General features: G+C 71.3%; 18 protein-coding genes and 1 pseudogene. 9 read left to right on the top strand and 10 right to left on the bottom strand.

Translation table 11 applies throughout. The features are described 5' to 3' along the window. Window positions 1–19 precede the first annotated feature (19 nt). The 3 genes from ACFYPN_RS26610 to ACFYPN_RS26600 all read right to left on the bottom strand — a co-directional run bounded on the left by ACFYPN_RS26610 (window position 20) and on the right by ACFYPN_RS26600 (window position 4,898). A complete protein-coding gene (locus tag ACFYPN_RS26610; protein WP_389301775.1) occupies window positions 20–1,954 on the bottom strand; it encodes an APC family permease in 1,935 nt (644 codons plus the stop codon). Between the two features lie 182 nt (window positions 1,955–2,136). Further along, window positions 2,137–3,327 (bottom strand): spore photoproduct lyase family protein, encoded by a 1,191-nt coding sequence (locus tag ACFYPN_RS26605; RefSeq protein WP_389301597.1) that lies wholly within the window; start codon window positions 3,325–3,327, stop codon window positions 2,137–2,139. A gap of 59 nt (window positions 3,328–3,386) precedes the next feature. Continuing rightward, window positions 3,387–4,898 (bottom strand): cryptochrome/photolyase family protein, encoded by a 1,512-nt coding sequence (locus ACFYPN_RS26600; RefSeq protein WP_389301594.1) that lies wholly within the window; start codon window positions 4,896–4,898, stop codon window positions 3,387–3,389. A 457-nt stretch (window positions 4,899–5,355) separates the two neighbouring features. On the opposite strand from ACFYPN_RS26600, the gene ACFYPN_RS26595 reads away from it, so the two are divergent. The 8 genes from ACFYPN_RS26595 (at window position 5,356) to ACFYPN_RS26560 (ending at window position 17,018) form a co-directional block, all read left to right on the top strand. Then, window positions 5,356–6,297: an ABC transporter ATP-binding protein gene (locus ACFYPN_RS26595; protein ID WP_389301592.1), complete on the top strand. Its 942-nt coding sequence runs from the start codon at window positions 5,356–5,358 to the stop codon at window positions 6,295–6,297. Next, window positions 6,294–7,649, top strand: coding sequence for an ABC transporter permease (locus tag ACFYPN_RS26590; protein ID WP_389301589.1), 1,356 nt, complete (start codon window positions 6,294–6,296; stop codon window positions 7,647–7,649). The genes ACFYPN_RS26595 and ACFYPN_RS26590 overlap by 4 nt, the downstream gene beginning before the upstream one ends. 4 nt (window positions 7,650–7,653) lie before the next feature. Next, entirely contained in the window at window positions 7,654–10,401 is a 2,748-nt protein-coding gene (locus ACFYPN_RS26585; RefSeq protein ID WP_389301586.1) for an alkaline phosphatase family protein, read from the top strand. A 435-nt stretch (window positions 10,402–10,836) separates the two neighbouring features. Continuing rightward, window positions 10,837–12,249 carry a family 2B encapsulin nanocompartment shell protein gene (locus ACFYPN_RS26580; protein WP_389301584.1) on the top strand — a complete coding sequence of 471 codons (1,413 nt, stop codon included), beginning with the start codon at window positions 10,837–10,839 and terminating at the stop codon, window positions 12,247–12,249. Window positions 12,250–12,376: 127 nt separating this feature from the next. Next, entirely contained in the window at window positions 12,377–13,435 is a 1,059-nt protein-coding gene (locus ACFYPN_RS26575; RefSeq protein WP_389301581.1) for an ATP-binding cassette domain-containing protein, read from the top strand. Then, window positions 13,432–14,238, top strand: a complete 807-nt coding sequence (locus ACFYPN_RS26570) for an ABC transporter permease (RefSeq protein WP_358760253.1) — start codon at window positions 13,432–13,434, stop codon at window positions 14,236–14,238. The genes ACFYPN_RS26575 and ACFYPN_RS26570 overlap by 4 nt, the downstream gene beginning before the upstream one ends. Before the next feature lie 5 nt (window positions 14,239–14,243). Next, window positions 14,244–14,945: a guanitoxin biosynthesis heme-dependent pre-guanitoxin N-hydroxylase GntA gene (gene gntA, locus ACFYPN_RS26565; RefSeq protein ID WP_358760255.1), complete on the top strand. Its 702-nt coding sequence runs from the start codon at window positions 14,244–14,246 to the stop codon at window positions 14,943–14,945. Window positions 14,946–15,113: 168 nt separating this feature from the next. After that, on the top strand, window positions 15,114–17,018 hold the full coding sequence (locus ACFYPN_RS26560; protein WP_389301577.1) for a BTAD domain-containing putative transcriptional regulator: 1,905 nt from the start codon (window positions 15,114–15,116) through the stop codon (window positions 17,016–17,018). A gap of 123 nt (window positions 17,019–17,141) precedes the next feature. Here the strand turns inward: ACFYPN_RS26560 and ACFYPN_RS26555 are convergent, their stop codons facing one another. From ACFYPN_RS26555 to fabI, 3 genes are all read right to left on the bottom strand, one after another. Next, the gene (locus tag ACFYPN_RS26555) at window positions 17,142–18,008 is read right to left on the bottom strand and encodes a 4'-phosphopantetheinyl transferase family protein (RefSeq protein WP_389301575.1); all 867 of its coding nucleotides are present in this window, start codon (window positions 18,006–18,008) and stop codon (window positions 17,142–17,144) included. Window positions 18,009–18,444: 436 nt separating this feature from the next. Beyond that, the gene (locus tag ACFYPN_RS26550) at window positions 18,445–19,038 is read right to left on the bottom strand and encodes a hypothetical protein (protein ID WP_358760260.1); all 594 of its coding nucleotides are present in this window, start codon (window positions 19,036–19,038) and stop codon (window positions 18,445–18,447) included. Continuing rightward, window positions 19,035–19,844, bottom strand: coding sequence for an enoyl-ACP reductase FabI (gene fabI, locus ACFYPN_RS26545; protein ID WP_389301572.1), 810 nt, complete (start codon window positions 19,842–19,844; stop codon window positions 19,035–19,037). Before fabI ends, ACFYPN_RS26550 begins: the two co-directional genes overlap by 4 nt. A 143-nt stretch (window positions 19,845–19,987) precedes the next feature. Here fabI and ACFYPN_RS26540 point away from each other — a divergent pair, with 143 nt between their 5' ends. Then, window positions 19,988–20,200, top strand: a complete 213-nt coding sequence (locus ACFYPN_RS26540) for a hypothetical protein (RefSeq protein ID WP_358760264.1) — start codon at window positions 19,988–19,990, stop codon at window positions 20,198–20,200. An 18-nt stretch (window positions 20,201–20,218) separates the two neighbouring features. On the opposite strand, the gene ACFYPN_RS26535 is transcribed toward ACFYPN_RS26540, so the two are convergent. The 4 genes and pseudogenes from ACFYPN_RS26535 to ACFYPN_RS26520 form a co-directional block, all read right to left on the bottom strand. Next, window positions 20,219–21,013 (bottom strand): thioesterase II family protein, encoded by a 795-nt coding sequence (locus ACFYPN_RS26535; RefSeq protein WP_389301569.1) that lies wholly within the window; start codon window positions 21,011–21,013, stop codon window positions 20,219–20,221. After that, the gene (locus ACFYPN_RS26530; protein WP_358760268.1) at window positions 21,013–21,231 is read right to left on the bottom strand and encodes an MbtH family protein; all 219 of its coding nucleotides are present in this window, start codon (window positions 21,229–21,231) and stop codon (window positions 21,013–21,015) included. Before ACFYPN_RS26530 ends, ACFYPN_RS26535 begins: the two co-directional genes overlap by 1 nt. Before the next feature lie 51 nt (window positions 21,232–21,282). Then, window positions 21,283–25,272 carry an amino acid adenylation domain-containing protein gene (locus tag ACFYPN_RS26525; protein ID WP_389301566.1) on the bottom strand — a complete coding sequence of 1,330 codons (3,990 nt, stop codon included), beginning with the start codon at window positions 25,270–25,272 and terminating at the stop codon, window positions 21,283–21,285. A gap of 2 nt (window positions 25,273–25,274) precedes the next feature. Next, window positions 25,275–25,509 (bottom strand): annotated as a pseudogene (locus tag ACFYPN_RS26520) (peptide synthetase); the annotation flags it as partial.

Genomic DNA, 25,509 nt, shown 5'->3' with positions numbered 1-25,509 from the left:
GCGCGACGGGAGGACTCCTTCACTCCGGCGGAGGGGTGCGGCCGGACTCCAGTTGCCGCAGGGCACGTGAGACGTCGAACGGCAGGATCGTGACGGCGACGTGCGGCAGGTTGCCCAATGCCTTCGCCATCGCCTCGCCGGTGCCCCGGTGGAGCAGCTTGCCGAGGGCGTTGGCGTACATCCGGCGGGGCACGAGGACCGTCAGCGACGTCTCGTCGTCCTGTGTGGTGCGGACGGCGAGTTCCCGCATCGCGTGGCGCAGCCGGCGGTCCGGGCAGGCCACCAGTTCCAGTGCCACCGAGGTGGCGGCAGTCGATTCCCAGACGTCGGACAGGAGCCGTGCGCGGGGCTCGTCGATCGCGAAGTGCACCGCGCGGGTCCCGTCCGGCCGCAGTTCGTGGGCGTACCGCAGGGCCTTCAGCGTGGCCAGGTCCAGTGTGTCGACGAGGACGAACACCTGGTGGCGGCGGACCCGGGGCCGGTCCGCTCCCGTGGGAAGCCGTTCCAGCACGGCGGCCTCGCGCCGGTACTCGCGGTTGATCCGCACCAGCACCCACACTCCGAGCGGGAAGATCACCACGACCAGCCAGGCGCCCTCGGTGAACTTGGTGACCGCGAAGATCAGCACGACGGCCGCGGAGATGACCGCCGCGAGCGCGTTGACCGTGATCTTCGTCCGGCGCAGCGGCTCGCGCCGTCGCAGGTGGTAGGCGGTGAGACCGGCTCCCGCCATGGTGAAGGCGGTGAACACCCCGATCGCGTACAACGCCACCAGTCTCTCCACGCTGGCGCCGGTGGCGAGCAGCAGCGCCAGGGAGACCACGGCGAGGGCGATGATGCCGTTGGAGAAGGCGAGCCGGTGCCCCCGCCTGGTCAGCACCCGTGGCAGGAACCGGTCCTGGGCCACGAAGCCGGCCAGGAAGGGAAAGCCGGTGAAGGGGGTGTTGGCACCGGTGTAGAGGACGAGCGCGGTCGCCAGTTGGACGAAGACCAGTCCGGCCGTTCCCGCTACACCGCCGCCGAACGCCAGATGCGCTTCCTGCGCGATGACGGTCGGTGTTCCGTCGGTGTACGGGACGGCATGGGTGTAATGCGCCAGGGTGGAGACGCCGAAGACGAGGACGGCGAGGACGCAGCTCATGGTGACGAGGGTGCGCCTGGCATTGCGACCCTGCGGTTCGCGGAAGGCGGAGATGCCGTTCGAGATCGCTTCCAGGCCGGTGAGGGACGAGCCGCCGTTGGCGAAGGAGCGGAGCACGATGAAGAGCGAGGCGCCGTAGAGCCATCCGTCGCCGGGGGTGCCCAGGGGGACGGCCCCGGCGGCCTCGAGGTCGGCGTGCGGCAGGCCGCCGGTGAGGCCGCGCACGGCCGCCACGATCAGGACGAGGCCGACGGCGGTCATGAAGAGGTATGCGGGCAGGGCGAACATCCTGCCCGCTTCGCGGACCCCACGCAGGTTGCCGTAGGCGAGCAGGACGATCATCCCCGCCGAGACGGGAAGTTGCAGGTGGTCCAGGCCCGTCCAGCTGTCCCCGGCGAGGTGGGCGAGTGAGATCAGCGCGTTGGTGCCGGCCGAGACCTGGACGGCGACGGTGACGATGTAGTCGACCAGCAGGGCCACGGCGGCGAGCTGCGCGACGTTCGGACCGAAGTTCTCCCGGGCGACCACGTAGGAGCCACCGGCGCGGGTGTAGAGGGTGACCACGTCGCTGTAACAGAGCGTCAGGAGCAGCAGGACCAGCAGGATCGCCCCGGTCAGCGGCATGATCAGGGTGAAGGCGGCCGCTCCGACGACGGGAACGAGGACGCGGAGCATCTCCTCGGAGCCGTACGCCGACGAACTGATGCAGTCGGAGGCGAGTACGCCCAGCGCCGTCCGGTTGTCCAGCTTCTCCTCGCCGATGCGCTCGGTGGTGAGGGGTTCGCCGAGGAGGCGGCGCTTGGCGCGGTACATGGGCCGGTCGAGGGTCACGCCCTCCATCAGAGCGGGCGGGCGGGTGGGAGCCCGACAGGCTCCACCGGGAGCCACTCACACGGGGGGGGCGGTCAGAGGGCCCCAGGCGGTTGTGGCGCGCCATGACGGCGCTCCCGGGGGCACCGTCGTGGCCGGCTCCCCGCCCCTGCGTAGTGGCCCCGTCAGAAGGCGTACCGCACGCGCATCCACGGTGCGTTCTCCTCCAGCAACCGCTGGAGGCGGGAGAGGGCCTGCCGCTTGACCTCGCGCTCGTAGCGGACGTTGAGGGCGCCGTTCTGGGAGCGCTTGGTCTCCTGGGCCTCGGGCTGCCACAGCACGTCCTCGGCGCGTGGGTGCCACCCGAGGTTGACCTCGTGGAGCGACTGGTTGTGGGTCAGCATGATGATCTCGGCCGCCGCCTGCTCCTTCACGCGGGTGGGCAGCACGTCGTCGAGGTGGGTGAACAGGTCGGCCCAGTCCCGTTGCCATCCGGGGCGCAGCACGACGGGCGAGAGGTTGAAGTGGACCTCGTAGCCGGCGTCGAGGAAGTCGGCGGCCGCGGCGATCCGCTCCGTGACCGGGCTGGTGCGGATGTCCAGCAGCCGTGCGTCGTCGGGCGGCATGACGGAGAAGCGCACGCGGGTACGGCCCTGAGGATCGAGGGCGAGCAGGTCGGGGTTGACGAACTTCGTGGCGAAGGAGGCTTTCGCCGTCGGCAGGGTACGGAACGCGGCGATGAGGTCCGCGGTGTTGTCGCAGATCAGGGCATCCACGGAGCAGTCACCGTTCTCGCCGATGTCGTAGACCCACGCGTGCGGATCGCACTGGTTGGGCTCCGGCTTGGGGCCCTGGGCCCGTACGTGGCGCCGGACGTGGGCGACGATCGCCTCGATGTTGGTGAACAGCGTGATGGGGTTGGCGAAGCCCTTGCGCCGGGGGACGTAGCAGTAGACGCAGGCCATCGCGCAGCCGTTGGAGGGGCCGGGCGCGATCCAGTCGGCCGACCTGCCGTTGGGGCGTGTGGCGAGCTGGTGCTTGACGCCGAGGACGAGTGTCTCGGTCTTGACGCGTACCCACCGGGCGATGTTGCCGTCGTTGCCGTGGAGGGAGGGAATGCGCCAGTGGGAGTCGACCTCCGTCACGCGCGCCCCGGGCAGCCGGGCCATGATCTGCCGGCCGCGCGGGGAGTCGAGGGCCGCAGGTTCGGCGTAGACCTCCCGTACGTCGAGCATCCGGCGCGCCTGCGGGCTGTCCCGGAACGGCTGGGGCGCGGCGGACGCCGGGGCGCTCTCCGGCCAGGCGAAGAGTGCCTGCTGCTCGGGCTCCGCCGGGGCGGGTTCTTCTCCGGCGGGCCCCCCGGACGGCTGGGTCACGTGCTTCTCCTTCTCGAGTGCGGGCGGCCGGCGGCCACCGGGTGTGCCGGATCGTGCGCTCAGTCCTCGCGGCGGCTCTCCTGCTCCAGCAGTTCGTCGAGATCGGTGAGCCGGTCCAGCCCCCGGACCACCTGGCTCATCCGCGCGTTGCGCTCGAACCGGTCGCGGTGGCGGTGCAGCAGGTTCCAGTATCCGGCGGTGAAGGGGCAGGCGTCCTCCCCCACCCGCACGGACGGCTTGTAGCGGCACGGGGAGCAGAGGTCGCTCATGCGGTCGATGTAGGCGCCTCCGGAGGTGTACGGCTTGGAGGTCATGCGCCCCCCGTCCGCGTACTGCGACATGCCCACCACGTTCGGGACCATCACCCAGTCGTAGCCGTCCACGAAGCTGCGGTGGAACCAGTCGGTGACGGCCCGGGGGTCCCAGCCCCGTTGCAGGGCGAGGCTGCCCAGGATCATCAGGCGCGGGATGTGGTGGGTCCAGCCGGTCTCCCTCACCTGGTCCAGAACGTGGCCGACGCAGTTCGCGCCGGTCCCCTCCGAGGACAACTCGGTGAACCAGTCGGGGAGTCGGCCCCGGTGGCCCAAGGCGTTGCTCTCCCGGTACTCCGGGCCGAAGTACCAGTAGACCTGCCAGACGAACTCGCGCCATCCCGCGATCTGCCGTACGAAGCCCTCGACGCTGTTGAGCGGCGCGTCGCCGGACCGCCACCGCGCCTCCGCCCGTTCGACGCATTCCGCGGGGTCCAGCAGCCCGAGGTTGAGCGACGAGGAGAGCAGGCTGTGGCTCATCGTCGTATCCCCGGCGAGGATCGCGTCCTCGTACGCGCCGAACGTGGCGAGCCGGTGCTCGGCGAAGCGGCGGAGTGCCGCGAGGGCCTCGCGGCGGGTGGCGGGGAACCTGCGGGGCGCGTCCTCGCCGACGAACCCGACGTCCCCGTCGCGCGCCCAGCGGTCGAGGTCGGAGCGTACTTCGGCGTCGATGTCGCTCTCCCGGGGCCGGTAGGGCGCCGGAACGCCCAGTCCGGTCGCGCCGCGCGGTGGCGGTTGCCGGTTGTCGTGGTCCAGGTTCCACCGGCCGCCGGCCGGCTGGTCGCCCTCCATCAGCAGATCGTGCGTGCGGCGGACCCAGCGGTAGAAGTCCTCCTGACGGAGATGCTTCGTGGCGCGGTCGTCCGCCCACTTCCTGAACTCGTCGTGCGCCACGAGGAAGCCGCGCGCCGGCAGCACACGTACGGAGGGCAGGGCGTCCACGAAGGCGCGGGCGGCGTGGGACGTGGGGTGGTGCACGGTCACCGGGCCGTCCCCCACGGCCCGACGCAACCCCTCGCGGTAGGTGTCCGCCTTGACGTATCTCACCCGGTCGCCCAGTTCGGCCGCCCGGTGGCGCATCGCCGACAGGATCAGATGGGCCTTGGCGCGGTGGAACCGTCTCCGGCGGAAGACGCTCCTCGCCTCGATCATCAGCAGCGGCGCGTCCCGGTGCGGTCCGCCCCGCGCCGGGTCGGCGAAGTGGGGGCCGAGCTGATCGCCGAACAGCCAGTGGGGGGTGGCGGACTCTTCATCGGTCATGCCGGGTGCTCCATCGACGGTCCGTTCTGCCCTGTCTTCGTCCACCGATCAAAGCGCACGCCGTCGCGGACGGTGTCCCGCACACGCCGGGCGCCTCCCGCGGAGGGGGTGGCTGCCCGTGTGCGAACGGGGTTTCGGGCGGCAGGACCGGCGGTGCCGTCCGGGCACGGGCGGTCGAGCGCCTCGCCGGTGGCCGCGTCGGCCGGCGGGAACGTCCCGACGGCCGGCTCCGCGGCGGTCACGTCGAGCGGCAGGTCCGGGTCTCTTCACGCGGTCGTACGCGCAGGAGCCGGAGCGGGCGATTCCGGCGGCGGCGGCGGTTTCGTCACAAACGGAGGGAAGTCACCGGCGCGGCCGTGGACGGCCGCATTCTGTTCCCGGTCCGTTCAACTCCCCGTCCCTGGGAAGGTCGGGTGTCGGCCCTACGGTCCTCGAAGGTTGTTCGAGGAAGGGACTCATGGACACTCTCCCCGCAATCCGGGCGCGCGGGATCACCAAGCGCTTCGGCGACGTCATCGCGCTGGACGGCGTCGATCTGGAGGTACCGCGGGGTCGGATCCACGGCCTGGCCGGACCGAACGGTGCCGGCAAGACGACCTTGCTCGGCCTCCTGCTGGGCCTGGCCACCGCCGACAGCGGCCGGCTCGACATCCTGGGCACGCCGGTCGGACGGGCGCTCTCCGCACCTGAGGGCGTCGCCGGATTCGTGGACGGTCCAGGGCTCTACCCCTCGCTCACCGCACGGCAGAACCTCACCGCGCTGACCGCTCTGCGCGGCGGCGGCTCACGGACAGCGGCGGTCGACGACGTGCTCGACGAGGTCGGTCTCACCGACGTCGCGGACGACCGCATCCGCGGCTTCTCCCTCGGGATGCGTCAGAGGCTCGGTCTGGCCGCCGCCCTGCTCACCCGCCCCCGGCTCCTCGTCCTCGACGAGCCCTCCAACGGCCTCGACCCGGCCGGAAAGAGACACGTGCACGGTGTCCTCGCCCGCCTGGCGGCGGATGGCACCAGCGTCGTGCTGTCGAGCCACCGCATGGACGACCTCGAAGCACTGTGCTCGGCGGTCACCATCCTCGCGGCCGGCCGGGTCGTCTTCTCCGGCCCCCTCGGCCGGCTGGCGACCGAAGACCGCGAACTCGCTTACCGAGTGCTCACTCCGGACCGCGAGGCGGCCCTGCGCGTCGCCGCCGACACTGCCGGGGTCGAGATCGTCGAGGACGCCACGAGGCGGCCCGACGCCGAGGTGCTCCTGGTACGGGCGCAGGCACCCGCCCTCGACGATCTGGTGGTGCGGCTGGTGGAGGCGGGCATCGCGCTGCGGGAGCTCGCCCCCGTCGTGTCGCCGCTGGAGGCCGCGTTCCTCGCCCTCACCGAGCAGCGGGAGGCCCTCCGATGACCGCGACCCTCACCAGGGCGGCCGATCCCGGCACGCGCCCCGTCCCGGTGGCCCGCTGCTACCGGTTCGAAGCGGTCAAACTGCTCTCGCAGTGGCGGATCCGCCTGGTGATTCTCGCCTGCTGGATCGCACCCGCGCTCTTCGTGGCCGCGGTGGGCCGGCAGAGCTCCCTGCCCGTCGACACCCTGTTCGGCCGCTGGATGCACGCCACGGGGTGGGCCGGACCTCTGGTGGTCCTCGGCTTCGCCGGAACCTGGGCGCTCCCGCTGCTGACCTCGCTCGTCGCGGGCGACGTGTTCGCCTCCGAGGACCGGCTCGGCACCTGGCGCCACCTGCTCGTGGCCGTCCGCTCGCCCCGGCGGATCTTCGCGGCCAAGGCACTGGCCAGCCTCACCGTCCTCCTTCTCCTCGTGGCCGGACTGGTCTGCTCCAGCGTGGTCGGCGGAGTCCTGACGGTGGGGCACCACCCGCTGGTGGGCCTCGACGGCCACCTGCTGGCGCCGGCGGACGCGGCGACCAGGGTGCTGCTGGCCTGGGCCGCCGTCCTCGCGCCGACCCTGGCGCTCGCCGGTATCGGACTGCTGGGTTCCGTCACCCTGGGGCGTTCCCCGATGGGTCTGCTCCTGCCCGCCCTCGTGGCCCTCGCGATGCAGCTCGCCCAGCTGATGCCGCTGCCGGTCCCCGTCCGCCTCGCGCTGCCCGGCTATGCCTTCATCGCCTGGAACGGCCTGTTCACGAGCCCCGGCACGCTCGGGCCGCTCCTGATCGGCATCGCGGTCAGCCTCGTCTGGGCGGTGGTCGCGACAACTCTGGCGTACCTGCACTTCGTACGACGCGACTTCACCGGCCCGAGCGAGGACGGCTCGCCCCGTCGCGCGGTCGTCATCGGAGCCCTGCCGCTCGCCGCGCTGCTCTCCCTGACGGTGGGAGTGGTCGCCGCCTCGTCCACGGCCACCGGCTCCGGGATCGAGCAGGTCAAGGTCGAGCACTCGGTCGCCACGGCCTTCGCCCACCTGTACCGCCTGCAGACCGGGCAGCTCCACCGCCCCGACGTCACCGAAGCGCGGCTGAAGGCGGCGGCGACGTGCACCAAGGGCGACGTCGCGGACGGTGCGCGGGGGCCGGGCAACGACTGGCGCTGCGTCGTCTCCTGGCATCTGCCCGACGTCGAGGCCACCGGGACAGCCGTCTACCAGCTCGACATCACTCCGGACGGCAGGTTCATGGCCGACGGCGACGGGCCGAAGCAAGTGAACGGTTACTTCCTCGTGCGGACCCCGGACGGTGACGCCCCCAACCCGCTCTGGCAGTTCGACGGCAGTGTCGAACTGCTCGGCACCACGAAGGGATGAACTCATGCAGGTGACACGCAGACGTGTCGAGAAGCCCCGGCCGGGCGTTCTCGGCAGGCGCGTCGGCCGGACACCGCTGGTGACGGCCGCCCTCACCGCTGTCGCCGTCGCGGCGGCCGGAACCGCCTTCGCGACGACACGCCAGTTCGGCAGCGAGCAGGTCGGCCGGACGACCCATCAGGGTCAGGTCATTTCCAGCGACCAGCACCTCGCCCCGTACGGCGACCGCCTCGTCATCGACAACGGCAAGATCATGTCGTCCTCGGTCAGCCCGGACGGCACCCATCTCGCGGCCTCGGTCACCGACGGCGGCGCCGCGTTGTCGATCGTCGATCTGAAGAGCTGGAAGGTGCAGCAGCTCGTCAGCAACTCCGCGTCGTCGGTCCCTCGGATCGGCAGCAACTCCGTGGGACAGGAAGGCCCCACGTACTCGCCCGACGGCAAGCAGCTCTGGCTGGGGCAGCCGGACGGCTACACACGGTTCAGGGTGAACCCCGACGGCAGCGTCACCGACCCGAGGACCGTCGGCATCGCGGCGGACGGGGCCAAGCACGCCCTGGTGGGAGAGGCGGTGTTCTCGCCCGACGGTGCCACCGTGTACTCCGCGGTCAACGGCCAGAACCGGGTGGTCGCCATCGACGCGGCGTCCGGGACCGTCCAGCGGAGCTGGGCGGTGGGCAACGCCCCGCGCGACATGGTGCAGGTGGGCACCAAGCTCTACGTCAGCAACGAAGGCGGCCGGGCGGCGAAGCCCGGCGAGTCCACGATCAACTCCTACGGCACCCAGGTGCCGGCCGACCCGGACACCGGGGCCACCACCACCGGCACGGTCAGCGTCATCGATCTGACGAAGCCGGCCGCCACGGTCGCGAGCATCGCCGTCGGGCTCCACCCGACCGCGATGTACGCGAAGAAGGGCACGGTGTTCGTCACCAACACCGCGACCAACGACGTGTCGGTCATCAGGACCGCCGACGACAAGGTCGTGCAGACCATCGCCACCCGGCCGTGGCCGCAGGCATCGGTGGGCTACGAGCCCGACGCGGTGACCCTCACCGACGACGGTCACCTGCTGGTGACACTCGGCCGCGCGAACGCGGTCGCGGTCTACCGGTACACGAGCGCGCAGGCACCGGTCAGTTACCTCGGTCTGCTCCCGACGGACTACTTCCCCGCGGAGATCGCCTCCGTCGGGAACCAGGTGGTGGTGTCCCACACCCGCGGCATCGATGCCCGCCGCTCCACCGCGGGCACCGGGCACGCCACCCACGACACGACGTCGAGCCTGACCCGCTTCACCCTGCCCGACGACAGGACCGTCAGGGCCGAGACGGCCAAGGTCTTCCAGCAGAACGGCTGGACGGCCGGCTCGGTCGAGGTGGCCCGCGGCAAGAGCAGGGCGAAGCCGGTCCCGGTCCCCGCGCGGCTCGGCGACCCGTCGACCATCAAGCACGTCTTTCTGATCGTCAAGGAGAACCGGACCTACGACCAGGTCCTCGGCGACATTCCCGAGGGCAACGGTGACCCGTCGCTGACGCAGTTCGGCGAGAACGTGACCCCGAACCAGCACGCGCTCGCGAAGCAGTTCGGGCTGTACGACAACACGTACGACATCGGCACGAACTCCGCCGAGGGCCACAACTGGCTGATGCAGGCCGACAACCCCGAGTACACCGAGTCCTCGGCCGGTGAGTACCTGCGCAGTTACGACACCGAGGACGACGCCCTCGGTCACCAGCGGACCGGATTCCTCTGGACCGGTGCGCAGGCGGCCGGCAAGTCCGTGCGCGACTTCGGCGAGTTCCAGCAGTTCCTGACCAAGCCGGCCGGCGCGAGCTGGCAGAACCTGTACTGCGACAGCAAGAACATGGAGGCGACGGGGCAGGACACCGCCTACCCGATGCTCTCCTCCTCCCCCATCCCGTCGCTCAACGACGTCTCGGTACACCGCTTTCCGAAGTTCGACACCAGCGTCCCGGACGTCTACCGGTACGGGATCTGGAAGCAGGACTTCGAGAAGAACGGCCCGGCGAACCTGAACATGTTCTGGCTCTCCAGCGACCACACCGGCGGCCCGGCGAACGCGGCGGCCCAGGTCGCGGACAACGACCTCGCGGTCGGCAGGATGGTCGACGAGATCTCGCACAGCCCGTACTGGAAGGACTCCGCGATCTTCGTCGTCGAGGACGACTCCCAGGCCGGTCTCGACCATGTGGACGGCCACCGCGCACCCATCCAGATCATCAGTCCCTACGCCCAGCGCGGTGCCGTCGACAGCCACTACTACACGCAGATCACGATGATCCGCACCATCGAGCAGATCCTCGGCATCCACCCGATGAACCAGAAGGACAGCGCGGCCACCCCTATGACGGGGGCCTTCACCCGGACGGCGGACCTCGCGCCGTACGACGCCCTCGCCAACCGGACCCCGCTGACCGACGGACTGGCGACCCCGCCCGCCTGCGGCCTGGACACCCCGGCGCCGCAGGACCCGGACGCCGCGGCCGTCGAGACGGCGAAGGTGCCCACCGCCATGGCCGCGGTCGCGTCGCAGTGGGACGCCTGGAAGGCCCAGCAGCGGCTGACCGGCCCCCGGGCCGTTCCCGACTACGCCAACCCCGCCCAGATGAACCACTTCACCTGGTACCAGACGCACAACTGGACGAAGCCGTACCCGGGCGAGAGGAAGGTCCTCGCACCCAAGGACGTGCCCGGCGCCTTCATCCCCTCGGCCGAGTCCGACGGGTGAGCCGGGGCCGCGTCGACCAGGGCCGGACCCCGGCTGACGCGGCACCTTCGTACTTCATGGCCCGGACGTCCCCGGACGTCTCCGGCGATCCGGAAGAGCCCTTCGCAGTGAGTCACCGCGAAGGGCTCTTCGCGGTTTTCGGCGTCCGCACGGCTGACGCGACGAACCGGGGGCGGACCTTCCGGACACCGCCCGGAGCAGTCGCGCTGCCGCCGACGCGGCGGCCGAAGCTAGTGCCGCGCCCGTACAAACATCAGGCGGGACATGATCATCGTATCGAGTTAATGTCGACGGTTTCCCTGGCTCCGGAAGGCGTAGCGGCCGTTAGTGTCCTCGGCGTCTGGACGGTTCTCCGTTCATCTGTCCCTTTTCCTCCTGTTGCCCGGTGGCGTCCGTACGCGCGCGTCACCGCCCTGACCATGGAGAGCGTGCACGATGACTGTTGACTCGAGCCCGGACGAGCAACTGGCGCTGCCCCGGCAGTCGAGCCTGAGCACGGCGGCTGCCCGCAAACTCGCCCACACGGCCAAGTCCGCGCCGCAGATGCAGGAGATCACCTCCCGCTGGCTGCTGCGGATGCTCCCCTGGGTGGAGACCCAGGGTGGCGCGTACCGGGTGAACCGTCGCCTCTCCTACACCGTCGGCGACGGGACCATCGAGTTCGTCCAGGAGGGCGCCGAGGTCCGGGTGATCCCCCGTGAACTCGGTGAACTGGCGCTGCTGCGCGGCTTCGACGACGTGGCGGTGCTGACCGCCCTCGCCGACCGGTGCGTGCAACGCGATTTCCGCGCCGGCGAGACACTGGTCGAGCGCGGGACGACGGCGGACCGGATCCATCTGATCGCTCACGGCCGGGTCAGCCAGACCAGCGTGGGCACGTACGGCGACGAGGTCTCCCTGGACGTGCTCGCCGGCGGCGACCTGTTCGGGGAGCACGCCCTGCTGGACGAGGACGCCCGGTGGGAGCAGACGGCGACCGCCGAGACCTCGGGCACGCTGCTCACCCTGTCGCGCTCCGACTTCGCGTCCGTGCTGTCCGGCGCGCCCGGTCTCCGGGCGCACGTCGAGGAGTTCACGGCGCTCTCCCGCCGGCAGCAGAACCATCGCGGCGAGGCGGAGATCGCGATGTCCGCCGGCCATGTCGGCGAGCAGGAGTTGCCGGGCGCCTTCGTGGACTACGAGTTGAAGCCGCGCGAGTACGAACTCTCCGTCGCCCAGACCATTCTGCGGGTCCACACCAGGGTCGCCGACCTCTACAACGGGCCGATGAACCAGACCGAGGAGCAGCTCAGGCTCACCATCGAGGCGCTGCGCGAGCGCCAGGAGCACGAACTGATCAACAACCGGGAGTTCGGACTGCTCCACAACGCCGACTTCAAGCAGCGCCTCCAGCCACACGCCGGCCCGCCGACCCCGGACGACCTGGACGAGTTGCTCTGCCGACGCCGCGGTTCCGAGTTCTTCCTGGCGCACCCACGGACGATCGCGGCGATCGGGCGCGGGTTCAACGCGCGTGGCGTCTATCCGGCCCACGTCGACCTCGGCGGGCAGCAGGTGCCGGCCTGGCGCGGGGTCCCGATCCTCCCCTGCAACAAGATCCCCGTCACTCCGGAGAAGACCAGCTCGATCCTCGTCATGCGTACCGGCGAGGCGAACCAGGGCGTCATCGGTCTGCACCGGACCGGTCTGCCGGACGAGTACGAACCGGGCTTGTCGGTCCGCTTCATGGGCCTCGACGAGAAGGCGATCACGTCCTACCTCGTGAGCACCTACTACTCCACCGCCATCCTCGTACCGGACGCGGTCGGCGTGCTGGAGAACGTGCAGATCGCCCACTGGCCCAGGTAGCGGGCCTGCCCGAAAGGAGTGGCCCGGTGTCCGGCCATCGCCCTGGGCCCCGTTCCGCGGGACGGGGCCGCTGCCCGCTGTAGCGGAAGTATGGGGACCGCATAGGGGCGGATTGTGCAATGCGGGCATGACACCACTACCACGGACGGACACCACGGCGGTCGTCGTTCAAGGGCTGGTCAAGAGCTACGGCGGGCAGTCCGGGGTGACCGCTCTCGACGGAGTGGACTTGGCTGTGCCGCGCGGAACCGTTCTCGGGGTGCTCGGACCCAACGGGGCCGGCAAGACGACTCTGGTGCGGATTCTGTCGACACTCGTGCGGCCCGACGCCGGCACCGCTTCGGTGGACGGCTTCGACGTCCTGCGCAGGGCACGGGACGTACGCCGCAGCATCGGCCTCACCGGGCAGTACGCGGCGGTCGACGGGAAGCTCTCGGGCCGGGAGAACCTGTATCTGATCGGGCGGCTGCTGGACATGTCGCGCAAGATCGCCCGGGCCCGCGCCGACGAGTTGCTGGAGCGGTTCTCGCTGACCGAGGCCGCAGGGCGCCAGGCGGCGACGTACTCCGGCGGCATGCGCCGGCGGCTCGATCTGGCCGCGAGCGTGATGGGGCGTCCCCGTGTTCTCTTCCTGGACGAGCCGACCACCGGGCTCGATCCCCGTACCCGCAACGAGGTCTGGGACGAAGTGCGCGGGCTCGCCGGAAACGGCACGACCGTACTGCTGACGACCCAGTACATGGAGGAGGCCGAGCAGCTCGCCGACGAACTCACGGTCATCGACCGGGGGCGCGTCATCGCGAACGGTCCGGTGGAGGACCTGAAGGCGCGGGTCGGGAGACGCGAGCTGCGCATCCGTCCGGAGCGCGCCGAGGACCTCGGCCCGATGGCGGCGGCGCTCGTGGCCGCCGGGCTGCTGGAGACCGGGGCGCCGCAGGGCGGGGCACCGGATGCTCCGGTCAGCGGGCGGGGAGGAGCCGAAGGGGTGCTGCGGGTACCCCTGCGCGGTCCGGAGCATCTCAGCGCGCTGGTCGGGGTGCTGGGTGCGCGCGGGTTCGCGCTGGCCGGGCTCGACACGCGTCTGCCGAGTCTGGACGAGGTGTTCCTCACGCTGACCGGCAAGGACGCCGCCCGCGCCACAGAGGTTGACGAGGCTCTCGGCGTGGACGAGGGGGCCCTCGTATGAGTGCCGTGGAAGCGCCCCGAGGCGGCGCGAGTGTGTACGCGCGGAGCGGGATCGGGCATGTGAGCGCGCTGATCCGACGGAACCTGCTGCAGATCAAGGCGGACCCGGACTCCCTGTTCGACATCCTGCTGATGCCGGTGATCTACACCGTGCTGTTCGTGTACGTCTTCGGCGGCGCGGTGGCGGGGAGCCAGGAGGAGTACGTCCAGTACGTGATGCCGGGACTCATGTCGATGATGGCGGTCAACATCGCCATGACCGCCGGAACCGGGATCAACTCCGATTTCAGGACTGGCGTCATGGACCGGTTCCGCACGCTGCCGATCCACCGGGCAGCCGTGCTGACCGCGAAGGTGGCCGTGGAGTGCGGGCGGATGGCGGCCGCCACCGCAGTGCTCCTGGTCATGGCGTTCCTGCTCGGGATGAAGCTTCCGGGCGGTGTGCTGGGACTGCTGGGAGCGGTGGGGCTGACGGCGCTGTTCGGGCTGGCGCTGCTGTGGGTGTCGGTGCTGCTCGGACTGGCGCTGAAGAGCCCTCAGGCCGTACAAGGACTGGGGATGGTCGCGGTACTGCCCCTGCAGTTCGGCAGTTCGATCTTCGCTCCGACGTCGACCATGCCGGGCTGGCTGCACGCCTTCACCGATGTCAACCCCCTGTCGAACCTGGCGGACGCCTGCCGGCTGCTGATCGGCACCGGTTCCGCGCCCACCGGAACGGTGCTGACGACGGTCGGCTGGTCCGTCGGGATCATGCTGCTGGTCGTGCCCTGGTCGGTCTCCCTGTTCGGCCGGTCCGGGCGGTGAGGGAGATGGGTGGGGAGACGGAGACGACCGCGGACGCGGCGGCGGAAGCCGACGGGGTGTACTCCTCGCTGACCTCGTTCATCGAGGAGGAGGACTTCGTCTGCCTCGGAGCGCGAGCGTCGCTGCGGCGCGGTGCCATCGAGCACCACCACTACGGCGATCTCGGGTCCGCGGCTGCCGTCGGGGCCCAACTGGAGGACCTCTACACGTTCCTGTCCACGTTCGAGCCGAGCGCGCGCAGCTTCACCTCGTTCGTCGCCACCTTCGACGGGCCGGGGCCGCTGCTCACCGAGGAGGAGTTCGAGAGCGCGTTGTGGCAGCACCTTCAGGCCATCCACGAGCTGGACAGAACGCGGTTCGGCTGGAACGAGACGTACGACAGCGATCCTGGGTCCAAGCACTTCGCGTACTCCGTGAAGGGCCACCCCTTCTTCGTCGTGGGGCTGCACCCGGGGGCATCCCGGCCGAGCCGCAGGTTCTCGCGGCCGACGCTGGTCTTCAACTCGCACGAACAGTTCAACGCGCTGGGCGTCAACTTCTTCAAGCTGCGCATGAAGATTCGCAAGCGGGAGCGGGCCTTCCACGGTTCGGCCAACCCGAGTTTCCTGACGTACCAGGAAGAGGCGCGGCATTACGGGGGCCGGATGACGGAACGGGAGTGGCGCTGCCCGTTCCGCCCCGGGGACGGGCCGACGACCCCGACCTGATCCTCAGCGCTGTCGCACGCTCTGCCGGCAGCACTCTCCCGCACGCTCTGTCGGCGCGATTTCGTCGGTCCTCCACCGGCGAAATCGAGCCGACAGCCGTACGACACGGCCCTTCGTTAACGTCCGCCCACGGATGTAAATCGAGGTCAGATGTTAACGGGGTACACGATGGAGTTCCGCATCCTCGGGCCGGTGGAGGCTCGCCGTGACGGCGCGGTGCTGCCGCTCGCCGGGTCCAAGATCCACACGGTGCTGACCGCGCTGTTGCTCGCCCGGGGGCGGGTGGTCTCGGACGGCCGGCTCAGCGAATTCCTCTGGGGCTGGGCCCCGCCGACGACGATGAAGGCGCAGATCTACACGTACGTCTCCCGGCTGCGCAAGCAGTTCGCCGATGACATCGAGATCGCGCGCTGCCAGCCGGGCTACGTACTGGCGGCGGGCGACTCCTGGGTCGACAGCGTCGAGTACGACCGGCTGGACCGGCTGGGCCGCGAGGCCCTGGAGGCCCGTCACTTCGACAAGGCGAGCACTCTGCTGGCGGCGGCGCTGGAGCTGTGGCGGGGAACACCGTTCGCCAGCACGACCGAGTTCCTGTGCGAGTCCGAGGTCCCGCAGTGGGAAGAGGCCTGGTCGACAACGCTCTCCTGCCGCATCGAGGCCGATCTGGCACTGGGCCGGCACCATGAGCTCATCGCCGAGCTGACGCGGATGGTGGCCGTCCACCCCCTCGACGAGCGGCTGCGCGCGCAACTGATGACCGCCCTCTACCGGGCTTCCCGGCAGGGCGACGCCCTCTCCGTCTACCAGCAGGGCCGTTCGATGTTGCGTGAGGAACTCGGCATCGACCCGGGGCCCGTACTGCGGGAGGTGCACCGGCAGGTGCTGGACGGCGGGGAGTTCGTCCCCCCGGGCAGGACGAGGGCGGTGCCCGGGGCGCTGCCCGGGACCACCGGCCCGTACGGCGGGCGCACCGCGTCCGGCCCCACCGGTGCCCACGGGCCCCTGTCCGCCGGCAGACCCGTACCCGCCATGCTGCCGCCCGACGTCACCCACTTCACCGGACACGCGCTGCCTCTTGCCGAGGTGGTGTACGAGCTGCGCGGCTCGACCCGGCCCCCGCACGCGGGCCGGCGGCACCGGGTCGTGATCACCGGAATGCCCGGGGCGGGCAAGTCCGCACTGGCGGTACGGGCCGCCCATCTGCTGCGCGACCAGTTCACCGACGGTCAGCTGTACGCGGACCTCGGCGGGACCGAGGGCTCCCGGCCCGACCCGCAGGGCGTGCTCCGTGACTTCCTGCGCGCCCTCGGGACACCCGCGCACGCGTTGCCCGACTCGGCCGAGGAATGCGTCCAGCTCTACCGGCGGGTCCTCACCGACCGGCGGGTCCTCGTCGTTCTGGACAATGTCGTGGACGCCGCGCAGGTCGCTACGTTGCTCCCGACGGGCACCCGGTCACGGTCCATCCTGACCAGCCGGGCACCTTCTGTCCTCGACGGTGCGTACCGGCTCGTCCGGCTGCACCCGCTCGGCACCGACGAGGCGTTGGCCCTCCTTGCCGCGGTAGCGGGACCCGAACGCATCGCGGCCGAGGCCGCCGCCGCGGCCTCGCTCGCGGAATTGTGCGACCACTCGCCGCTCGCCCTGCGGATCTGCGCCTTGCGACTGGCGGACGAACCGAGGGCTCGAGTGACCGCACTCCTCTCCCGGCTGCTACCCGTCCGGCGGCGCCTGGACGAACTGCGCCACGGCGACCTGGACGTCCGGGCCGGCCTGCGTTCCGGCTGCGCGGCACTGCCCGCCTCGTCCGTGCGGACGCTCCTCCGGCTGGCCACCCTGCCGGAGAACGACTTCTCGGCGGCGGCCGCGGCGTCGGTGCTGCGCACCGGCGAGCGGGCGGCCGAGGGGGCCCTGGAAGCGCTGGCGGACGCGCGGCTGATCGACGTGACGGGGGTGGGGTCCGACCAGCGCCTGATGTACCGACTGCCCACGCTGGTACGGCTGTTCGCCCAGGAACAGCCACCGAAGCAGTCACCGGTCCGGGAACAGGGGTGTGCCCGGCCTGGGCGGTGAGGCAGGCGGGGCGCCAGGGGGAGACCCCGGAGGGACCACGGGCCAGGACAGGACGGGAGGCTCCGGCCCCGGAGCCGGCCCCCGCTTCCGGCTCGGGCCCCACAGCGTGACCGTGCTTCCGGCTCAGCCCTCGGTGCCGGTCGGGTGCAGGACGACGACGCCGGTGGTGTGCGGCGCGCCCCGCCGGTCAGGGGCCTCTGCCGGGCGGGCCACGGCGGCGGTCCACGGGCCCTCGACCGGTACGTCGTGGACCTCCCACCAGGTGAGGGTTCGTCCCCGGTCCCGGAAGGCGCTCCGCACCGGTCCCGGGTCCTCGGGACGGACCTCCAGCCGGGTCAGGTCCGCCAACAGCAGTCCGCTGCCCGCGGCTTTGACGACGGCTTCCTTCCGGGTCCAGCAGGAGAAGTGCCGCTGTGCGCGGACGGGTCCTTCAGGAACACCGAGCACGTGGGCACGCTCGCGTCCGGTGAGGACCACGTCGGCGAGCCCTTCGGCGTCGACCGGGCGGAGCGCCTCCACGTCGATGCCGACCGAGGTGTCCGCGGAGACCGCCAGCATCCCGTAGCCCTCGGTGCGGGAGAGGCTGACGGCCAGGGGGTAGGGCGGGCGCAACAGGACCGGCGGGCCGTGCTGCCGGGCTCCGCAGGAGGGGCACGGGCGGTTGCCCAGGGAGACGTCCCGGGCGGGCACGTCAAGCAGTCCACCGAGCGCTCTCCGGGCGTTCGCCCGGGTCCGGGCGAACGCGGCGGCGTCCCGGGGATGGTGGTACTCGCGCACACGGCGGAGTTCGCCCTCGTCGAGCAGGTCGAGATCGTCGGCGTCCGGAGCGCTGCCGGTACGCCAGCCCCAGACGTGGATGTCGCCGGTGCGGCGGAGTTCGCCGAGCACCCCGAGGGCGGAGAGCCGCCCCCCGGCCGCCGTCGCGTCGTCGGCCGGGCGGCCTTCTCCGCCGGCGTTCGTGCCCGCGGTCGTGGCGCGGGTGGTCGTCACTGTTCCCCCTGGGCCGTGTCTGATGATTCGCGTCGGTTCGGCGGGCGGCGCCCGGTGCGGTGCACCGCAAGGCGGAGGATCGCCCGCGTACTGGAGGTACTCGGGCGTTCCGACACCACCGCGAGGTGCCGTGCCGGGCGCCGCCCGCCCGCCGGGAATTGTCGGACACGGCTCAGGGATTCGAGTGCTGGTCAGGCTCTCTCCTCTTCCCGGACCTGTCCGGTTCCACTCCGTCTGCGCGCTCCTCGCGCTCCTCGCGCTCCTCGCGCTCCTCCAAGGGTTCTCCCGCCATTCGTGGTGGGTCGGTGCGCGGCGTCGGATGCGGTGGTCGTGAGGCGGAGGAGCGTCCGCGTACCGGCTGTACGAGGAGTCCCGGCAGCGCGGCGAGGTGCCGTGCCGGGCGTCGCAGCCCTGGCCATGACCGGCCGGACAGCCCTCAGGCCCGCCCTCTGTCGCGGTTCGCGCGGTACCGGTGCCGCAGCGGGCCGACGACCAGCCAGACGGCGGTCACGAGGGCGAACTGGGCGACCAGGTTCCAGAGTCCGGAAGCCTGGGCAGCCGGGGCCGCGACGACCGACATGAGCAGGGTGAGCGCGGCGGCCACCGTGCACGCCGTCACGCACCGCAGCCACAAACGCCATTCGTGCCGGACCCGTTCGGGTCCGGACTCCGGCGGCTTCGCGGGGGCCGGGGCGCCGGTGAGCCGGTGGGCCGACCATGCGTCGGCGCGGCGGACGATCTCGGGGCCGAATCCGATCGAGACCCCGAGGTAGACGGCGGCCAGCCCGTGGGTGGCTCCGGCGGTACCGCCGGAGTGCAGGTCGGCGAGGGAGAAGGCGACGAGCGCGAGGTCGGAGAGCGGCACGCACAGCAGGAGCACCGCACCGAGGCGGCGCGCGCGCAGGGCGTACCGGGCGAGGAGCCCGAGTACGAGGAAGGCCCAGAAGGCGATCTCGCACACGACGATCGCCCCGATTACCACCCCGTCGCCCTCCAGGGCTTGCGGGACGGAACGTGCGAGAGCGCTCATGCGGGGACTCCGGCCGTCGAGCGGCGCGCGCCGGGGCGGTCCCCGACCGCGTGCGCGCCGCCGTCGACATGGATGATCTCGCCGGTGGTCGCGGGGAACCAGTCGGAGAGCAGGGCCACGCAGGCACGGGCCACCGGGGCGAAGTGTTCGGCATCCCAGCCGAGCGGTGCCCTGCTCGCCCATTCCTCGGCCGCGTCGAAGCCGTCCCCGGAGCCGATGTTGACCGCCGCGGTGGTACGGAGAGGGCCCGCGGCCACCAGGTTGACGCGGACGCCGCTCGCCCCGAGGTAGGAGGCGAGGTAGCGGGCGCAGGACTCCAGGCCGGCTTTGGCGACGCCCATCCAGTCGTACTCCGCCCATGCCCGGGAGGCGTCGAAGTCGAGCCCGACGACGCTGGAGCGTTCGCCGAGCAGGGGCAGGACGGCGCGGGTGAGGGCCTGCAGGGAGTAGGTCGAGACGTGCACGGCGCGGGCGACGTCCTCCCATTCGGTCGTCATGAAGTTACCGCCGAGGGCGCCGGCCGGGGCGCCGGCCACCGAGTGGAGGACTCCGTCGAGATGGCCGGTGTGAGCTTCCAACCGTGCTGCGAGGGAGTCGAGTTGAACCTTGTCGGTGACGTCCAGTTCAAGCACCGGTGGCGGTTCGGGAAGTCTGCGCGCGATCCGCTCGACGAGGCTCATGCGGCCGTACCCGGTGAGCAGCACCGTGGCGCCCTGCTCCTGGGCGAGGCGGGCCGTGTGGAAGGCGATGGAGTTGTGGGTAAGGACTCCGGTGATGAGTACGGTCTTCCCCTTGAGCATGTCCATATTCTTTCCCTCTCGAATCTTCACGGGGTCTATATTCGGCCAATATTTACAAAGAAAGCGCCCCGGGGAACCCGGAACGCCGTTACGATGCACGCGAGAACATTAGACCAGCTTCTGTCACGCGGGGAAGAGGAACTGAATCAATGCTGTGGATTCTTGATATCGGCGGTGTGCTCCTGCTCCTCCAGGGGGTGGCCCCCATCGTCCAGCGGATGACCGGCAAGGACCCGGAGGAGAGTTTCTTCATCGTGAACTCGTTCCCGGGGAATCAGAATCTGGCGAGCGCGGTTCTCATCCTGGCGGGAATCGTTCTGCTCAGCGCGGCCGTCCGCGTCCGGCGCAGCCGCAAAGGCTGAACCGGACGCGGGTCCGCGTCAGCGCAGAGCACGTGCGACCAGTGCGGAGACGGTGCTCAGCACGGGCCGCTCGTGTTCCCGGAGATAGAAGTGACCGCCTTCGAATACGTGATCGGTGCAGAGCGCCGTGGTGAATTCCCGCCACGCGGAGGCCCCTTCCGGGGTGACCTCGGTGTCGTCGCGCCCGTGCAGGACCGCGATCGGCGCCCGGACGGGACGGGGCTGCTCCGGGCGGTACTCCTCGACGAGCCGGTAATCGGCCCTGATCATCGGGAGCAGCAGCTCCCTCAGGTCGGGGTCGTCCAGGGCGGTCGATCCGGCGGTGGAGAAGCCCCGGATCTCGGCGACGATCTCGTCGTCGGTCCGGGGGCGGCGGGCCGGGGTGCCGACCGGCCGCCGCAGGGGGGCGGAGCGCCCCGACAGCAGCAGCAGTCGGGGCATCAGACCCTCGGCCTCACACCGGCCGGCGACCTCCCAGGCCACGGAGGCACCCATGCTGTGCCCGAAGAGGATAACGTCCTTGTCGAACAGCGGGCGGATCGCGCCGGTGATCGCGTCGGCCAGTTCCGCCATCCCGGAGAAGGGCGTTTCGGCGAAGCGGTCCTCGCGGCCGGGGTACTGCACCGCGTGGAAGTCGATCTCGGCCGGCAACAGGTCGGGCCAGCCCCGGTAGAAGCCGGCGGAGCCGCCGGCGTGCGGCAGGCACACCAGGTTGACCGCGGCCCCGGGGCGGGGGTGCCAGTTGCGCAGCCACCGGGCGCCCGCCCCCTTCGCCGCGACCTCCCCCGTGCCCGCGCCGCCGACGGCCCCCATCAGTCTTTCGCCCCGGCCATCTCGCGGACCAGGCTCGCGGGCCGCAGGTCGGTCCACTCACGCTCGACGTACTCCACGGCGTCCTGCCGGGCGCCCGGGCCGAAGACCTGGTTCCAGCCCGCCGGGACCTCGGCGAAAGCCGGCCACAGTGAGTGCTGGCCCTCGGCGTTGACCAGGACGTAGAACTCGGCTTCGTTGTCCTCGAAGGGATTCACCATGACCTTTTCCATTTCTGTGATTTCCAGCAGGATGACACGACACTAGTCAATTCACTTGATTTCCGCAATAGCCTTTCCGATTTCCGCGAGAATCCCCGGAAGGGCTATCTCGTCATGTTTCACGGCAAGTTCGTTAAGGGTGATCGCGCCGCTCACGTGATCTTCCCAGCGCCGCACGTCCCGCCGTTCCGGGTCCACCGTCCAGTCGGCGGCCCGGAAGAACACCAGATCGCCGTCGAACACGCGGTGCCGGTAATTGAGGATCGCCCGGGTGTGCAGGAGGTAGGTCCGCAGGACGGCCTCCGCCATGGCGTCGCCGACCCGCCCGAGGGCGGCATCGCCGAGCTCTTCCCGTACGAGCTCCAGGGCCCGGTCCCGGGCGTCCGGGGCCTGCGGATCGGGCAACGCGTCCCCGAAGGTCTCGGCCATGATCGCGTCCCGGCCCACCGCCTCCCCTCCACCGTGTGGTAGCCGGGCCGGGTAGGAGTCCAGCACGACGAGTTGCTCGACCTTCTCGCCGCGCTCCTGGAGGCGTACGGCGACCTCGTGGGCGAGGTGTCCGCCGGCCGACCAGCCGAGCAGCCGGTAGGGACCGTGGGGCCTGATGCGGGTGATGTGCCCGACGTACTGTCCGGCGAGCGCGTCGAGGGTCTCCTCCTCCGGGGCCCCGGTGAGGCCCTGCGACTGGAGCCCGTACACGGGCTGTCGTGGGTCGAGGCCGCCGAGCAGGCCCGCGTAGCACCAGCTCAGCCCTGCCCCCGGCGGCAGGCAGAACAGGGGCGGCAGGCTGCCGGTGGTGCGCAGCTCCAGTACGGGGCCCAGGCCGCCGGATTCGAGGTCGCGGCCGCCCAGCAGGGCCGCGAGGGCCGCCGGGGTCGGGGCCGCGAAGACCGAGCGGACGCCGAGCTCGGCACCGAGTGCGGCACGGACCCGGTTGACCAGACGGGTCGCGGTCAGGGAGTGGCCCCCGAGGTCGAAGAAGCTGTCGTCGACACCGACCTTCTCCAGCCCCAGCACCTCCGCGAAAGCGGCGCACAGGGCCTGTTCGGTGGCGGTCCGCGCTTCCCGGCCACCGACGAGGGCCTCGAAGTCGGGGGCGGGCAGGGCCCGCCGGTCGAGCTTGCCGTTGGGGGTCAGCGGGAGGTCGGCGAGGGCGACGAAGGCGGACGGCACCATGTGGGCGGGCAGCGCGGCCGAAGCCCGCTCGCGCAGCCCGGGTTCCGTCGGGGGCGCCGCGGGGTCGGTGGGAACCACGTACGCGACGAGGTGCTCCCCGCCCGGTGGGCCGCCGACGACGACGCGGGCGTGGGCGACGCCGGGAGCGGTGGCGAGCACGGCCTCGATCTCGCCCGGTTCGATGCGCAGACCGCGGATCTTGACCTGGTCGTCGGTGCGGCCCAGGTACTCCAGCGCGCCGTCCTCCCGCCACCGCACGAGGTCGCCCGTGCGGTACATACGGGCGCCGGGGCGGTCGGAGGCGAACGGGTCGGCGACGAATCGCTCCGCGGTGAGCGCCGGGCGTCCGAGGTAGCCGCGCGCCAACTGCTTTCCCGAAAGGTGCAGTTCACCGACGATGCCGGGCGGCACCGGGCGCAGCGCGCCATCGAGGACGTAGAGCCGGGTGTTGTGGACGGGGCGGCCGATCGGCACCGGCGCCTCGCCGGGGACGCAGTCCCAGTGGGTGACGTCGACGGACGCCTCGGTCGGCCCGTACAGGTTGTGCACGGGCGCGCCGAGGACCTCGGCCGCCCGGTCGGCGGTCGCGGCCGGAAGCGCTTCGCCGCTGCACAGCACGCGGCGCAGCACCCCGGCGGTGCGGACGGCGGCGGGTTCCTGGAGGAAGGCGTCCAGCATCGACGGGACGAAGTGGACGGTGGTGACCCGCTGGGTGGCGATGGTCTCGGCAAGGTAGGCGGGGTCGCGGTGGCCGTCCGGCCTGGCGACCACGAGGCAGGAACCGGTGAGCAGCGGCCAGAAGAACTCCCACACCGAGACGTCGAACCCGGCCGGGGTCTTCTGCAGGACCCGGTCGTCCGGACCGAGGGCGAACCGGTCCTGGGTCCAGAGCAGCCGGTTGACGATGCCGGAGTGGGGGACGCCCACCCCCTTGGGGGTACCGCTGGAGCCCGAGGTGAAGATGACGTAGGCGAGGTGGCCGGGGCGCAGGGATGCCGCTCGCTCGGCGTCGGCGACTGGGTGGTGGGGGTGTTCCGCGAGGTCGCCGACGGTCGCGGGGTCGTCGAGCAGGACGGGTACGACGTCGCAGGCGGCGGCGCCGATGAGGACGGAGGGCCGGTCGGCGGCGGCCCGCAGGTCGGTGACGAGGATGGCGGCGCCGGCCGTGCGGAGCATCGACTCGATCCGCCCATGGGGCAGTTCGGGATCGACGGGCAGGTACGCGGCGCCCGCCTTGAGTACGGCGAGGAGGCTGACGACGAGTTCGCGTCCCCGGTGCAGGGCGACGGCCACCGGGCGGTCGGGGCCGGCGCCCCGGTCGATGAGAAGGCGGGCGAGCCGATTGGCGTCCGCGTGCAGTTCGGCGTACGTCGTCCCGGCCCACTCCGCTTCCTGGCCGCCCTCCGGCACGTGGTACCGGAGGGCGGTGGCGTCGGGCGAGCGGAGCGCGCCCTCCTCCAGGAGTGCGGTGAGCGTGGTGTCCGGGACGGGGTACGCGGTGTCGTTCCACGCGGTGAGCACCAGGTGCCGCTCGTCCTCGTCGAGCGGGACGAGGTCGCGTACGGCCACGTCGGGATCGTCGGCGAAGGCGGCCAGGACGCGGCGGAGCCGGCTGCCGAGGCGGGCGGCGGTCCGGGCGTCGACGAGGTCGGGGCGGTGGTCGAGCCGGAAGCGGAGCTGTTCACCCGGAAGGCCGAGGAGGGTGACGGCGTAGTGGGTGGCGTCCCGCGCGTCCATGTCGGTGATCTCGACGCCGCCGGCGAGCTGGGGGGCGGCGGCGGCGTCGACCGGGTAGTTCTCGAAGACGGTGGTGGTGTCGAAGAGTTCTTGGTGACCCGACTGGCTCTGGATCTCCGCGAGTTGGACGAACTGGTGAGGGGTGAGTGCGGACTGCCGGGCCTGCAGACCGGTGAGGAGGTCGCAGATCCGGTCCCCGGGCTGCCAGCCGACCCGCACGGGAAGGGTGTTGATGAGCAGGCCGACGACGGTCTCGACGCCGGGCAGCTCGGGCGGACGGCCGGAGACGGTGCCGCCGAAGACGACGTCGTCGCGACCCAGGAGCTGTCCGAGTATGAGCCCCCAGGCACCCTGGACCAGGGTGTTGAGGGTCCAGCCCCGGTCACGGGCGAGGGCGGTGAGGGCCCGGGTCTCGTCGCGGGTCAGCTCGACGGACAGGGTCGCGGGAAGGAGCGCACCGGCGCCGGTGGAGCCCTCGGGGCCCGCGCCGAGCAGGGTGGGACCGGTGAGGCCGTCGAGTTCGCGGGACCAGGCGGCGAGGGCGGCGGGGCGGTCCTGGCGGGCCAGCCACGCGAGGTAGTCCCGGTAGGGGGTGGCCCGGCGCATGCCGGACTCGTCGCCGCCACGCTCGTACAGCTCGAAGAGGTCGTCCAGCAGGATGGGCACGGACCAGCCGTCGAGCAGGATGTGGTGCAGGGTGATCAGCAGCCGGTGGGAGCCGTCGGGCTGCCGGGCGAGGACGAAGCGGAGCAGGACGTCCTCGTCCAGCACGAAGCGGCGGGCTCTCTCGGATTCCCGCAGAGCGTCGAAGTCGCCCGGAATCGGGCCGGCCTCGGAGCGAGGTGCTCCGAAGTCGACTTCGCTCCAGGGGAGTTCGACCTCCCTGCGGACGACCTGGACGGGCTGGTCCATGCCTTCGTGCATGAAGAGCGCCCGCAGGTTGGGGTGTCGGCGCAGCAGGGCTCCGGCGGCGGTCCGCAGGCGGCCGGCGTCGAGGGGGCCGCGCAGTTCGACGGCGAGCTGGACGGTGTAGAGGTCCGGACCCTCCTCTTCGTACAGCGCGTGGAACAACAGGCCCGACTGCAACGACGAGAGGGGCAGGACGTCCTCTATCTGGCTCTGGGGCATCGTTACTTCCTCAACTTCGCTTCGAGCAGGTCGATGTGGTGCTGGGTGAGGGGGACGAGGGAGAGGTCCGAGGGGGTGAGTCCGCCTGCGTCCGGGTTCTCCGCGTGCGCGACGAGTGCCCTCAACGCCTGGTGCCAGAGTCCGGCCAGAGCGCCCACCCGTGTTTCGGTGAACAGGGCGCCGGGCCAGGAGAGCGTGGCCCGCAACCGCGGCCCCTCCGTGGTGTCCTGGGTCGCC

The organism is Streptomyces sp. NPDC005576 (assembly GCF_042871745.1).
Lineage (GTDB): Bacteria > Actinomycetota > Actinomycetes > Streptomycetales > Streptomycetaceae > Streptomyces.
Note: the sequence above shows the minus strand (reverse complement) of the source record. Positions and strands in the feature narration are given on the sequence as shown.

Coding starts and splice junctions, on each gene's coding strand:
- ACFYPN_RS26570 (WP_358760253.1), top strand. CDS start 13,432: ATGAGTGCCGTGGAAGCGCCCCGAGGCGGCGCGAGTGTGTACGCGCGG.
- ACFYPN_RS26590 (WP_389301589.1), top strand. CDS start 6,294: ATGACCGCGACCCTCACCAGGGCGGCCGATCCCGGCACGCGCCCCGTC.
- ACFYPN_RS26540 (WP_358760264.1), top strand. CDS start 19,988: ATGCTGTGGATTCTTGATATCGGCGGTGTGCTCCTGCTCCTCCAGGGG.
- ACFYPN_RS26550 (WP_358760260.1), bottom strand. CDS start 19,038: ATGAGCGCTCTCGCACGTTCCGTCCCGCAAGCCCTGGAGGGCGACGGG.
- ACFYPN_RS26530 (WP_358760268.1), bottom strand. CDS start 21,231: ATGGTGAATCCCTTCGAGGACAACGAAGCCGAGTTCTACGTCCTGGTC.
- ACFYPN_RS26560 (WP_389301577.1), top strand. CDS start 15,114: ATGGAGTTCCGCATCCTCGGGCCGGTGGAGGCTCGCCGTGACGGCGCG.
- ACFYPN_RS26600 (WP_389301594.1), bottom strand. CDS start 4,898: ATGACCGATGAAGAGTCCGCCACCCCCCACTGGCTGTTCGGCGATCAG.
- fabI (WP_389301572.1), bottom strand. CDS start 19,844: ATGGACATGCTCAAGGGGAAGACCGTACTCATCACCGGAGTCCTTACC.
- ACFYPN_RS26580 (WP_389301584.1), top strand. CDS start 10,837: ATGACTGTTGACTCGAGCCCGGACGAGCAACTGGCGCTGCCCCGGCAG.
- ACFYPN_RS26525 (WP_389301566.1), bottom strand. CDS start 25,272: ATGCCCCAGAGCCAGATAGAGGACGTCCTGCCCCTCTCGTCGTTGCAG.
- ACFYPN_RS26575 (WP_389301581.1), top strand. CDS start 12,377: ATGACACCACTACCACGGACGGACACCACGGCGGTCGTCGTTCAAGGG.
- ACFYPN_RS26610 (WP_389301775.1), bottom strand. CDS start 1,954: ATGTACCGCGCCAAGCGCCGCCTCCTCGGCGAACCCCTCACCACCGAG.
- ACFYPN_RS26585 (WP_389301586.1), top strand. CDS start 7,654: ATGCAGGTGACACGCAGACGTGTCGAGAAGCCCCGGCCGGGCGTTCTC.
- ACFYPN_RS26595 (WP_389301592.1), top strand. CDS start 5,356: ATGGACACTCTCCCCGCAATCCGGGCGCGCGGGATCACCAAGCGCTTC.
- ACFYPN_RS26535 (WP_389301569.1), bottom strand. CDS start 21,013: ATGGGGGCCGTCGGCGGCGCGGGCACGGGGGAGGTCGCGGCGAAGGGG.
- gntA (WP_358760255.1), top strand. CDS start 14,244: ATGGGTGGGGAGACGGAGACGACCGCGGACGCGGCGGCGGAAGCCGAC.